This window comes from Winogradskyella wichelsiae, assembly GCF_013403925.1.
GTDB lineage: Bacteria > Bacteroidota > Bacteroidia > Flavobacteriales > Flavobacteriaceae > Winogradskyella > Winogradskyella wichelsiae.
The window spans coordinates 93,400-106,681 of record NZ_JABFDJ010000004.1; the positions used below are offsets into that span (position 1 = coordinate 93,400).

Below are 13,282 nucleotides of genomic sequence, written 5' to 3' on the forward strand. Positions count from 1 at the left end.
TTATTGATTAAAATATTGTAGTTGAAATGTGCTTTCTAAATAGTTTACTAATGCTGTTTGTGCTTCCAATTCTGACTGAATGGCTTCTTTTATCAACTGCGTAAATGCAGTATAATCTATTTCGCCTTCTCTATATGCCAGTAATGCACCTGTTTTTTGCTCTTTTGTTAATGGTAAAACTTGGTCTTTGTAAAACTCCCAAGATGTTTTCCATTTCATATATTTTTCTTTAGCCAGAACAAACCTTGATTGTACTTCCTGTTTTTTGAACGCTACATTGGTTTCGGCTATGTCTTTATCAATTCTGGCACTTCTAACTTGTGCTTTGTTAGAACCTGATAAAAACGGAATGGAAATACCTGCTTGATAGGTGTAAAACCCTGAATTGCCATTTACTTTTTGTAAACCACCTTGTAGATTGAACTTCGGTAAATTATCCGCCTTTGCAGCTTTATATTTGGCTTCTGCTTCATCTACAATGTTCATCGACATACTGTACAACGGATGATTTTCAATACTAATCGTTTCCACATCACTATCTATCGCTACATCAAATTCATCTGAAACCGTAAAAATTTCTTCTGAAACTAACCACAAATTGAATTGCTGTAAAGCAATATGATAATCACTATAAGCTTGCGCTTTTTTATTCTGAATTTGAAACGCTTGATTTTTTGCTGCTGAATATTCTAATTTAGAAATAGCTTCTACTTCATAATTTAAAGCTGCTGCTTGTTCAAATTTGGAATATATGGAATCCAGTTCTTTATACAAATCATAGTTTCGTTTCATTTGATAACATTTTGACCACGCTTTTTTGACTTCCAATTCTAATTCCAATTCGGAAAGTTGAAAGGCTTTTTGTGCCAATTGAATGCGTTGTTCTTGTAACTTCTTTTTAGAAGCTATACCAAATACATCGATATTTGATTGACCAATACCAATGGTTGTATAGATGCCATTTCCATTATCAATTTCTTCTCCACCTGTAAAAATTTGAGTCGTTCCGAAATCATAGGCAGTCGATTTTAATTGTTCTTGTTTTGTAATTTCCAACTGCTTTTGCTTCAATAATGGATAATTACTTTTTGCGAGTTTAACAGCTTCCTGTAATGAAATTTCGGGAATTGTATCATTCAACTCTTGTGCATTACTTTGTGGTGAAAAGCCAAATAGTAATAATACAACTGCTGTTGCTGTTACTAACTTTTTATTTGGCTTAAACGTAAAAGATTTGTTTTCTACCCAATGATATAAAATTGGTAAAACAAATAAGGTAAGCAAAGTTGAAGTTAATAATCCACCAATAACAACCGTTGCCAATGGACGTTGTACTTCTGCACCAGCTGATGATGAAATAGCCATTGGTAGAAAGCCTAATACATCTGTAAAAGCAGTTAGCATAATAGGTCTGATTCTTCGTTTAGTACCTTCAACTATTCTATCCTTTAGATTGGTTACACCTTCTTCTTTTAATTCGTTGAGTCCGCTTATCATTACCAAACCATTTAAAACTGCAACACCAAACAGCACAATAAAACCAACACCTGCCGAAATACTAAATGGCATATCACGTAACCACAACGCCACAACACCACCAATAGTTGCCATTGGAATAGCTATGTAAATCATTAAGGTCTGTGGTAAAGATTTTAATGCAAAATATATTAGTATAAATATGAGTAACAATGCAATAGGCACAACGGTTTGTAATCGGTTGCTGGCACGTTCTAAATTTTCAAATGCACCACCATAACGAATAAAATAACCTGATGGTAATTCTAATTGTGCATCTAATTTTGATTTAATTTCAGTTACTAACGATTTTACATCACGTCCTCTAACATTAACACCTACATAGGTTCTTCTATTGGTGTTATCTCTACTGATTTGCATTGGTCCTGCTTTATAGCTTACATCTGCAATTTCACGTAAAGGAATTTGAGCACCCGAAGGTAAATTGATATACAGGTTTTGAACATCTGAAATATCCTTACGGTTTTGATCGCTTAATCGTACTACTAAATCGAAGCGTTTTTCACCTTCAAAAATTACACCTGCTGTACCACCTGCAAATGCAGATTGTACGGTTTGATTAAGCGTATTTATTTGAAGACCATATTGCGCCAATTTATTCCTGTTGTAATTGATTGTCATTTGTGGCAAACCTGTTGTGGCTTCCGCTTTCATATCACCAATACCTTCAGTACCTGCGATAATTTTAGATATTTCTTCGGCTTTTTGAGATAGAATATCAATGTCTTCACCATAAAGTTTTATAGCAATATCTTCACGAACACCTTCTAATAACTCGTTAAAACGCATTTCAATAGGTTGTGTAAACTCATAATTAACACCAGGAACCATTTCAACTGCTTCTTTCATTGCTTCAATCAATTCATCTTTTGATTCTATAGTAGTCCATTCACTTTTAGGTTTCAGAATTACAAAAACATCGGCAATATCCATAGGCATCGGGTCGGTTGGAATTTCGGCAACACCAATACGACTCACAATTTTATCAACTTCTGGAAATTTTGCTTTTACTATTTGTTCTATTTTGGTAGTAGTTTCAATAGTTTCTGTAAGTGAACTACCTGGTTTTAAAATAGCGTGAAATGCAATATCACCTTCATCGAGTTGCGGAATGAACTCGCCACCCATTCTTGAAAACATAAAAACGGTTATTCCGAACAACACAACTGCAATACCAATTACCCATTTCCCTTTTCGCAAGGCTCTAACCAATAAAGGTTGGTATTTATCTTCAACCCAATGCACAAATCTATCTCCATAAGATTTTTTATCGTTTTTAGGTGCTCTTAATATTAAAGCTGACATCATTGGCACATAGGTTAAACAAAGTACCATTGCACCAATCATAGCAAAAATAAAGGTCAAAGCCATTGGTTTAAACATCTTTCCTTCAATACCTTGTAAGGCTAAAATGGGTAGAAAAACGATAAGGATAATCAACTGACCGAAGAAGGCAGCATTCATCATCTTTTTTGAAGCATTAGAAGCAACTTTATCTCTTTCTTTAGATGTAAGTTGTTTCTTTTTCAAAACTTGTGATGCTATAAGAAAAACAGTGCTTTCAACAATAATTACAGCACCATCTACAATGATTCCGAAATCAATTGCTCCTAAACTCATTAGGTTTACCCAAACATCAAAAACATTCATTAAAATAAAAGCAAATAATAAGGATAATGGAATAGTAGAGGCAACTATTAAACCTCCTCGCCAATTACCTAATAAAAAGACCAACACAAAAATGACGATTAATGCACCTTCAATAAGATTAGTTGTTACTGTAGAAGTTGTTTCGCCAATTAATTTACTTCGGTCTAATAATGGTTCAATAATTACGCCTTCTGGTAACGACTTTTCAATTTGAGTCATTCGCTCTTTTACATTGGCAATAACATCATTGGAATTAGCTCCTTTTAGCATCATTACCAATCCACCTACAACTTCTCCTTCACCATCTTGGGTTAATGCACCGTAACGAATTGCAGAGCCAAATTGTACCGTAGCAATATCGCCAATAGTGACAGGTATATTATTAATATTCTTGACAGTGATTTTTTTAATGTCCTCTAAACTTCTCACCAAGCCTTCACCACGAATAAAATTGGCTTGATGGTTCTTTTCAATATATGCACCTCCTGTATTTTGATTATTGGCTTCAAGTGCATTAAACACATCTGTAATGGTAAGGCCAATAGCATTTAAATCGTTTGGGTCAACCGCTACTTCGTATTGTTTTATTTTTCCACCAATAGCGTTTACTTCTACCACACCAGGAACCATTGCCATTTGACGCTGTACAATCCAGTCTTGCATTGAGCGTAAATCTGCAATGTTGTATTTGTCTTTAAACTCTGGTGCAACTTTTAGTGTGTATTGGTAAATCTCTCCTAAACCTGTTGAAATAGGACCCATTGTAGGTTCGCCAAATCCAGCAGGTATTTGCTCTTTGACTTTGTTTAGTTTTTCGGCTACTAATTGGCGAGGTAGATATGTTCCCATATCATCATCAAATACAATAGTAACCACAGATAAGCCAAAACGAGAAATTGACCTTATTTCCTGAACATCAGGAAGATTGCTCATTGCCACTTCAATTGGATAAGTAACAATTTGCTCAATATCTTCAGTACCTAAATTGGGGGATTGTGTTATAACCTGTACTTGGTTATTGGTAATATCTGGAACAGCATCTATTGGCACTTTGGTCATACTCCAAATACCTGTTCCGATTATGGTAAGCGTAAGCAAACCAATAATGAATTTGTTATTGATTGAAAAATCAATGATTTTATTAATCATAGAAAATGTATTAATTCAGTTAAACTATTCGATACAATTCTGATATAAGAAAATAGAATTACACAAAATGAAATGAACCCTTTAGGCTCAAAATTGGATATAGCTATCCATTAAAAAACTGAATTATACTTTAGGTGGCTGGAAAAGTGATTCCAAATATCTGGAAGTGAAGTTTACTTTATGTAAATTATATTGTTTTTTCTCTTCAAACTTTAATCGATTGGTTAAAGCCAAATTATTGTTCGCAATAATTAATACCAAAGGGTGACAACATTGATTATGGGAATGGACTGGTGTATTCTCCTTATCTGGGTTATGATGATGCTCTTCATTTTTAGCATCGCTCTCAATGTAATCTTCAACTACATATTCAAAGAAAGAGTCTCCATAAACTTTATGGTCTTGATAATGGGTAATTACATTTGAAATTTCTTTAATTGGACCACAAAAGTCCATATCTATGCTTATCCCTTGAAAAAAGAATAAAATAGACATTGATATGGAAACAAATATTTTCATATAATTTATACAAATATACAAATTATTGAATGCAATGGTGTTGCAAATAAATTGATTGGTAAATTACAAAAACCATAGAGCATCTTTAGCATCGTCTGGAACCCCATTATTAAAATGTGGTGCTATTTGTGCTACCATTTCTGGATATTTTATTGTGATTGGTACATTTTGTTGTCGAAGCGATTTCCAATATAATCTGCTAAACTGATACACTTGTGTTAATAATTCTAACACTACATCTGCATCTTCAAAAGCATCTTCATCTGGACTGCTTACCTTAATTTTTATTGGGAACGGATAACCATCTGTATCTGCATACCGCTGTGAATTAGGGTAACGTGCATTATTAAACAACAAAAAATGATTTTCGCTAATACGTATGTATGTACCACTTACAGGCATTAACTTTTTGTTCCAATTAAGGTCGTAAGCAATAATATCTTCTGCTTCTGTTTTATTGATATTTAGAATGTAGAGCGGAATTTTTAACCCTAATGTATGCATCCCTCTAATAATTGGTTTTAGTTCCTCGTAACTCATTTCCTTATAGAAGTGAATGACTACTTTATCTGCTTCTGCAACCGATGTAAAATCTCTAATGGCTTTACATATACTTCCTGCCAATAGTTCTGTTTCGCTTTGGTCAAAATATTCGAACTTTCTAAATAAGCCATTGTTTTGAAAACTAAAGGCACTTGCTATATAACGTCTGTTTTCGCCTTGATTGGTAAATGCACCAACACCTATTACTAATTCTTTTTTATCGGTTACTGCAAGTTTCCAAGGTGCGCCACCTAATTTGGCGTGAATAGCTAACGCCATATTTTGCAATGAAAATTGGAAGTTGTATTGATTCTCGATATTGACCACCATTTTTTCATAATCTACCACTTGTGTAACAATGCCTTCATTTAAAAACAGTTCTTTGATTTGAATATAGATTTCGCGGTCTTCGGGATTTTGTGTGAACTTATCGAAAGGACTTAAATAAAAAGCTGCGTAAAGCACATTATCGTGGTCGAAGGTTAAACTCTCTAACTTTTCAACTATTTCTGGTATTGGGTCGTTTTCGTTGGTAAATTCAATGAAGTGTTCTTTGGATGATGATGCTTTAATGTTCACATAGGCTTCTAATCCTTTATAATAATTCTTTTCTGTATTTACACCTTCCTTTAAATTTTGATAGAAAGACAATACCGAATCTTTATGAGAAGTATGGCAAATGAAAAATATCTTGATATTTTGATTGTTTGGACGTCTGTAAGGGTTTAGGATATTCATTGCCTTTTTAGGCACTAAATGGGTTTTCTTGTTACCGTATTGGTCTTTACCAAATTCCAATAAACCTACTTGTGGGTCGATATGGTTGATACGATTGAGTGGCACATCTATAAACGTATCAGTTTTAAATGGAAATATGACTTTAAAATCTTCTTTAAACAGATAGTTGGTTGCAAAATTATTAATAAGTGCTACGTACTTTTGATATTTATTAATTGGTCTTATAGGTTCCTCAATAGGTATATCTAATGCTCGTGCTAATGACAAATTAAAAATTGGGTATGCTTGGTCAAACTGAATAGCATTGTAAAATTCTTGTTTTTCCTCTGTATCGAGGTCCATTTGGTAATTGAACGTTTTTTGACCATATACACAACGCTTTATTAGCTCTGAATCCTCTATATCCTTAACCGACGTTGTAAGGACTTTTGAAGTACCATCGTATGATACAATTAACTCTGGTAAGTCTGTGAGTTTTGCAAACTGTATCTTAAATGAAAATTTATAGTAGAGGTTATAGTCTGCTGTATTCCCTTTTTTTGAAGGCATCCACACTTGTACATCGCCAACAAAGTTTTTTACTACTATATAGTCTTTAGATTTAAAATAGCTTCTTAATTGGTGTTTAAGGTATTGTTTATATATTCTCAATTCTCTACCATTTACTAAATTCAGCTTAATGCTTGGTGCATTGGGTATTTCTGTAATAAATGTTGTAAATATTTGGTCTGTATTAGATAGGTCTGTGTCTGGAAACACCTCTTTAATCTGTCTTGAAAATTTAGATTTATGAATGGGATGACTGCCTTCAATATCCTCTAATGATAAAAATATTGTAGGCGCACTATTAGGCCATTTAAAATTAAGTATGTTGGTTTTGAGGTGTTCTTGCATTGGTATTGTAATTTTCAGTTTTACATAAAATCTATTTGAATTGCTCTGTTATTTTTAATCCTTTTTCAATAACTAAATTAATATCATTACTGTTATTTGATTGTGCGTTTAGAGAGCCTAAAATTTTTAAACTTTCTTCTGTTTTATAGTCAATATCTTGTTTAAAAAACACTTCAATAGCTTGTTCTATTCTTTCTTGTATAATTTTAAGTTCTTTTTGTTGGTCTCCTTTTTGTTCTGCTCTGGTAAGTGAATAGTATTCACCTTTTGAAGGTCTTTTAATTCTTTTATCCAAATTATATGCTCTATTTAAAAATGCTTCCAAACGCATTGCTTTTATTTCTTCTGTTGCCATATTTATTTAGTTTTCATCAATCTTACTAATTTTTTCTTTAGCTATTTTGAGGATTTCCGTACGTTCTCTTTCATTTTTAAGCATTAGTACAATTTGTTCGGACATCCATAGCTTAATTAATTCGTTTTCGTCTTCTTTTAATGCTTTGGCGAATGCAACTACTTGTTCACGTCTTGCCATCCGATTTCCTCGTTCTATTTTGCTTAAATAGGCAACGTCCATATTTAGGTTTGCAGCCATTTCCCTTAATAGCAAATTGCGTTTTTCACGCAATGAGCGTATGTACTCCCCAAACTCCATAATAGAATTATTTAGACTTGTCAAATTTTGTCTAATTTAAGTAAAGGAAACTAAAGGAAAAGAAAAAGATATAAGTAGTTATTAACAGATAGTGAGGATATTAAGGATTTAAGGAAGTCATTTAACCATATCCCTAAATCCTTAATATCCTTAATTACGTCCTTGCAGGATTTGAATAGTTATTGTGTGCTTCTCTGTGAATTAATCCTGCTTCTACAAATTTGGTAATATAACCTTCTGCGGTTTTATGTGGGATATTCTGTTTTGTGGATAAATCTAAATACTCTTGTCTGCTAAATTGCTTTGGCAAACTTTCTAAAAAGCGTTCTTTTCTATTTGAACGTTTTGTTGCTCTCTGCTCTATTGGTAAATCATTAAATACTTTACTACTGTGCTTCACTAAAATTGAAATTATGGTTATAGCGTTTTCAAAATCTATATCCTCACATTCTTTAGTTGCGTTTACATCACCATCTTCCATAATGCGGAATGCTGTGAATAGCATCATTATTCTAAATGCAATTAAGCCTAACCGCCTTATTGTTGCAATGTATTCTTCGGGTTGTAGGTTGATGTATTTGGTTTGTAAGGATTCAAAAAACGTATTGAATTGCTGTTGTTGGCTTGTGGTTAATCGTATTTCAATCTCTGGGTTATTTTTAAGCGTTTTATACAGTTCTAAAAACTCGCTACCTAATTGGTTATAGTAATCATCTAAACCTACTTTATTGCTGTTTTGAAACACGTTTTTCCAAGTTGGTTTAATATTCATATAGTAAAACATAAAACGACTAAACAAACCATTTTCTGCGTTGGGTATTAGAGTCGCCACTTGTTTAGGTGTACCTGATAATACTGTTGATAAACACGGTTTTTCAATATCTACATATTCTCTATCTGTTCTGCGATAATAGCTTATAGTTTCGTGATGAAAGGCTTTACGAAAACCATCGGAATAATTACCATAATCGCTTTTAAAGGCTTGTGCTAACGTATCGCCTTCGGTTTCAAAAATTAAACCTCTGCCTTTATTATCAGAAATTAATTGATATACGCCTGTTACACTATTGTTAGCAGGAATGAACAGCATTCGCTCTGGCGGTTTACTCGGTTTTTCCAAGTTTTCATCTTTGCCTTTGTTCATATTGTAAGTAGCGTTTTCTGATTGAAATTGTTGCTTTAATACTTTGGCTTGTTCTCGTTTTAATTTGTGAACAGGCTCTACTAAATTTTTAATTTGGTTAAGCCTTCCTTTTCCTGCAGAAGCAGGTGCGGTTACAAATAAATATAAGTTGCTGAATACTTTACGTTGGTCATAGATTCCGAAGAGTTTAGGAAAACACGCACTAAATGCTGTTAATGCGCCTAACAATAAAATGTCCTTTTCTTCCTGTCCATTAGCAGGGTTTACAACTTGTTGTAAAAACTGTGGCAAATTCTCATATACCGTTTCTGGTATTGTAGGCATTGCTTGGTTGGGTGTATCGACAACAGTTGCAACGTTTGTTGCAACTTCGTTGTTGTACTGTTGTTTAGGCGGTTTGACACCTGACTGATGTGCATAGTGATAAAAGGTAGCAATTGTAATTCCGTGTCCTTTTGCGTTTAAGCATTTATTGAATTGTGCATCACACTCTTTAGCATCGTAACCTGCATAATTTTTACTTATTCGGTGGAAATAATCTCTTCCTGCTTCTCCGTATTCTTCTGCTAATGCAAAGCCTAAATCTCTCCAAATAGCGTAACTTCCTGTTATGTCTGTACCTGATTGCTCGATTACTGAAATGTAGGGTTCAATGTCGTTATCAGCAACAGCAACAACATTGGTTGTTGCTGTGTTGCTTTTTGGTTGAGGTTGCTCTTTAGGAACTTCTAACCAATCTTTTGGATTAAATATTTTACTCATAATGCTTGATGTCTTTTATGTAAAAAGGCTGTTGGGTCGTATGGTAAAAAACACGCTCTGGAAACGTCTTTACCTGACTGGTCAACCTCAATGTTATAATTGTGTTTAATGTAATTTGCAACTGCTGTGAAATATTCTGAATGTGTTACTTCTGAAATATCTATTCTAATAATCCATTTTAAACCATCACCAGATGGTGATATGAATAGCATTTCGGTTTCAAAATATTCATCATTTAAGAGCTGTGTTCTTAACTCTTGTAGATTCTCTAAATGGTCAAAATCAATGGTTAATAAATTAGAATGCTTTATCAAGTTGTTATCGCTTCGTTTTTCAAATGTTCCTGAAAGTGTTACGTAATCAAAGCGATTCGCTTTGAATTTACGTGCTTCTTTTACATTGGTAATTGCTCTTAATTCTTCAGTAATGCTTTTGTATTTATCACTTGTGATTAATGCAAACACTTGATGCAATCGCAAGGTTTCCGAGGGAAACACATTGCGAACAGGCGCTTTAAAAAAGCTACAGTTGGCATACCAGGTATCGTCTGGTTCATTCAACCATTCTAATTCGTCTTTTTCCTTGACTTCTAAATTTAGATGTAACTCTTGATTTATCTTCTGGTACAAATCTTCTTCATCGGTTATTCTAAAATGGTATTGTGCAAAATCAAATACATCACCTTTAAAGGCTTCTAATTCTGTATCTCGATGTGTTGCTATTACACCATCAATATGAATCCGTAAGGTTTCTTTACCACCATTAAATGGATTGCGAGTTATCCCACAGTCCCTTCCTTTTACAGAAAGGACTGTTTGATTAGGATAATACTGTCTCAACACATAGGCATAGATTTTTAAACCATAATGTGTTTTGTCTAAAATTGCTTCTCTACTTATTTCCATCTCGCTTGAAATTATGGTTGTAGTAGTTGTCTTGAAGCAACTGCTCAATGTCAGCAACTCTATAGTAAAATTTACCTTTTACTTTGCTGTAAGGCAAAGTGCCATTGGTTCTTAAAGTTTGTAGTGTTCGCTTACTTATATGTAAGGTCTGTAATACATCTTGATTGTCTATCCACGTATCTTTTAATACTTCTGCTCTCGATTGTCGTAACAATTCGATACGTGCTTTAATGTCCTTTATTTCTTGAGAGAGCGTTAAGAGTAAATCGATTATTTCAGTCATAACTTCACCGCTCCTTTCTTAATTAGGTAATCGGCAGCTTGCTGTTCGATTTCGTCTCTTGAGTCCATACGGTTACGCAGTAACCAATGGTCTAACTCTTCTCGTTGGAAATAAATCTTTTTACCATTCGGTTTATAATGTGGAATGGTTCCCGTACTTGTAAGTTTATACAAGTGAGATTGTGATAATTCTAAATACTTGCAAGTTTCATTAAAGTTTAATACTTGCTTTTGCATTGTTTGTTGCTCTAATAAGAGTTTTTCAATGCGGTCTAACTTTTCGATGATATTTGTGTCCATCGTTTATTTTGTTTTAAATAAATGAGGACATCTGGCCAAATGTCATTCTTGGTTTTCAAGAACAGGACAAAGGTTGAAAATTGGCTTCCCGATTTTAGTAAGAGTGTAAAACAAGGGTAAGACAACAGTAAGATTTCTTACTATTCTTACTGTTTTTTATTGCAGTTGTTGGATGATTTTATCTATTTCTTCCTTTTCTTTAGGATTATGAACTTTGTTTTTGTGAAGATTATTCGCCTTTAGTGGTGTATCTGTTTTAGTAACAAATTTTTCAGAACGTTCTATTGATGTAGGATTAAAACCATTAAAAAATGGCTTTAGTTTCGTTACAAGATAACTAAATTGTGTGGTCTCGCATTGAAGATAAATTTGCGATTCTGTATTGGTAAAATCTTTTGCTAATAAGAGTTCGTGCAACTGTTCAACAGTTGTACGGTTATCTAACAAATCTATTTTTAGATTTATTTGTTTGAGCACAGTTAGCAAAGTTGAAGTGTCGTTGCTTTTATATCCAAAAGAGGTCTTTGGTTTTGCTTTAGATATTGATGTTTTTTTGGTAGCAACTTTTTTAGTAGTGCTCTTTTCTATTAGGCTAATATCAAAAGTTTCATCATTAAAGTATTTTTCTCCAATTTCAGCAATTGAGAATTTTGTGTTTACGGAAAACTGACCGTATTGCTCTTGTAGTTCAGCATACAACCTTATTACAGATACTTTTAAGTAGTTTATGATATAATTGTCATCATTGTTGAAATCTGCTGTTATTCCTCTTTTATTGATATAAGTTGAAATGTCATTTAAGTACTTATCAAATTTATTAAGTAGAATAGTATAGCTGTATTTATTTTCTGGTGTAGTTGCATTTTTAGGAAATTCTTTTACAAATGATGCTACTGTATTTTCTGTTTCATTAAATATTAGCTTTTGGCAGTATTCTTTTTTCGCATTTAAAGGCTTTTTAAAGTTTACTTTAAAAACTGCGTTATTAGCTTTTGGATTCAATTTAAAATCAGACAGTAAGTATTTAAAATCTTTTTCCTGTCTATTATCCCTATGTAAGCCATTGGTTATTGAAACTAATCTTGAAAATACACTTCCTTTCATTATAAATCCAGTTGAATACGGTTAGCAGCTTCTTTCTTTTTATCATCAATTACTTTGGCATATATCTGTGTAGTGCGTAACTCTTTATGACCTAATAATTTTGATACTGTATAAATATCTGTACCCAAAGTTAATTGCAAGGTAGCGTAGGTATGACGCGCACAATGAAACGTAATAGTTTTAGTAATACCTGCTTTCATCATCCATTGTTGTAATTTTAAATTAGACCAGGCACTATAATGTAAGCCATCAAATACTTTATCGTCTGGATTATCTTTTTCTCCTAATAGATTTCTTGCTTGGTCTGATATTGGTAAGGTTTCGACACCTTTAGTTTTCTTTTGTCTAAATCGGATATAATATCCCATTTCTTTTGAGTGCTGGATTTCTGACCATATTAGTTTTTCAATATCTGACCAACGTAATCCGGTTAAAGCTGAAAAAATAAAAGCATTTTTTAAAATAGGTAGTTCACATTCTGTATTAACTGCCTTTTGTAATTCATCAAGCGTTAAAAATTCTCGTTGAGGTTCACCTTGTTTAAAATACTCTACACCATTTGCAGGATTTACTTTTAATATGCCATCTTTGACCGCCTGTTTTAATGCAGCTGAAAATTTACCATAATACGAATATTTAGAATTTTGAGACAGTTGCTTACCTGCTCTACCTATTGCATCTTTATCTAAATACTCTTTGAAACGCTCAACAAATGATTTGTCTATATCTTGAAAACTAACATCTGTTGGACAAAACTTTTTTAAATGTTTTAGCATACTATTCCAATTACCATAATTGCCAGAGCTTGTATTTTTCTTTTCTGCTAAAGCTGTGATATAAGTAATAAAACTGCCTTTTAGCTTTTCAATATCTTGAAAGCCATAAATACCATTTTGAATTTCTATTTGTCGCTGTGCACATATAGTTTCAGCCAATTGTTTGGTTTTCTTATTTACCTCTCTTTCAGTTTTGGTTTTAGGATTAGGCGTAAGGTATAAGCGTAAGTATTCTGTTTTACGTTTGCCTTTATGATAGTAATCTAAATACAGGCTTATTTTGTCGTTCTTCTTGCGTTGTCTTAATGTTACTTTCATAATGTAA

Annotated in this window: 11 protein-coding genes; all 11 read right to left on the reverse strand. The window is 33.1% G+C overall.

What is annotated here, in order from left to right:
• Entirely contained in the window at positions 1-4,335 is a 4,335-nt protein-coding gene (locus HM985_RS09595; protein WP_179314324.1) for a CusA/CzcA family heavy metal efflux RND transporter, read from the reverse strand.
• 123 nt (positions 4,336-4,458) lie between these two features.
• Positions 4,459-4,791, reverse strand: a complete 333-nt coding sequence (locus tag HM985_RS09600; protein ID WP_226696410.1) for a hypothetical protein — start codon at positions 4,789-4,791, stop codon at positions 4,459-4,461.
• A 126-nt stretch (positions 4,792-4,917) separates the two neighbouring features.
• A complete protein-coding gene (locus tag HM985_RS09605) occupies positions 4,918-7,029 on the reverse strand; it encodes a Piwi domain-containing protein (RefSeq protein ID WP_179314325.1) in 2,112 nt (703 codons plus the stop codon).
• A 31-nt stretch (positions 7,030-7,060) separates the two neighbouring features.
• Positions 7,061-7,384, reverse strand: coding sequence for a hypothetical protein (locus HM985_RS09610; protein WP_179314326.1), 324 nt, complete (start codon positions 7,382-7,384; stop codon positions 7,061-7,063).
• A gap of 6 nt (positions 7,385-7,390) precedes the next feature.
• Positions 7,391-7,684 carry a helix-turn-helix domain-containing protein gene (locus HM985_RS09615; RefSeq protein WP_179314327.1) on the reverse strand — a complete coding sequence of 98 codons (294 nt, stop codon included), beginning with the start codon at positions 7,682-7,684 and terminating at the stop codon, positions 7,391-7,393.
• 154 nt (positions 7,685-7,838) lie between these two features.
• Positions 7,839-9,590, reverse strand: a complete 1,752-nt coding sequence (locus tag HM985_RS09620) for a DUF3987 domain-containing protein (protein ID WP_179314328.1) — start codon at positions 9,588-9,590, stop codon at positions 7,839-7,841.
• Positions 9,587-10,495 carry a BT4734/BF3469 family protein gene (locus HM985_RS09625; RefSeq protein WP_179336112.1) on the reverse strand — a complete coding sequence of 303 codons (909 nt, stop codon included), beginning with the start codon at positions 10,493-10,495 and terminating at the stop codon, positions 9,587-9,589. Before HM985_RS09625 ends, HM985_RS09620 begins: the two co-directional genes overlap by 4 nt.
• A complete protein-coding gene (locus tag HM985_RS09630) occupies positions 10,482-10,778 on the reverse strand; it encodes a helix-turn-helix domain-containing protein (RefSeq protein ID WP_092447182.1) in 297 nt (98 codons plus the stop codon). The genes HM985_RS09625 and HM985_RS09630 overlap by 14 nt, the downstream gene beginning before the upstream one ends.
• Positions 10,775-11,077, reverse strand: coding sequence for a helix-turn-helix domain-containing protein (locus tag HM985_RS09635; RefSeq protein WP_027879783.1), 303 nt, complete (start codon positions 11,075-11,077; stop codon positions 10,775-10,777). The genes HM985_RS09630 and HM985_RS09635 overlap by 4 nt, the downstream gene beginning before the upstream one ends.
• A 156-nt stretch (positions 11,078-11,233) precedes the next feature.
• On the reverse strand, positions 11,234-12,181 hold the full coding sequence (locus tag HM985_RS09640) for a DUF6617 family protein (RefSeq protein WP_179376053.1): 948 nt from the start codon (positions 12,179-12,181) through the stop codon (positions 11,234-11,236).
• Positions 12,181-13,275, reverse strand: a complete 1,095-nt coding sequence (locus HM985_RS09645; protein ID WP_179376054.1) for a site-specific integrase — start codon at positions 13,273-13,275, stop codon at positions 12,181-12,183. Before HM985_RS09645 ends, HM985_RS09640 begins: the two co-directional genes overlap by 1 nt.
• Between the last annotated feature and the right edge of the window lie 7 nt (positions 13,276-13,282).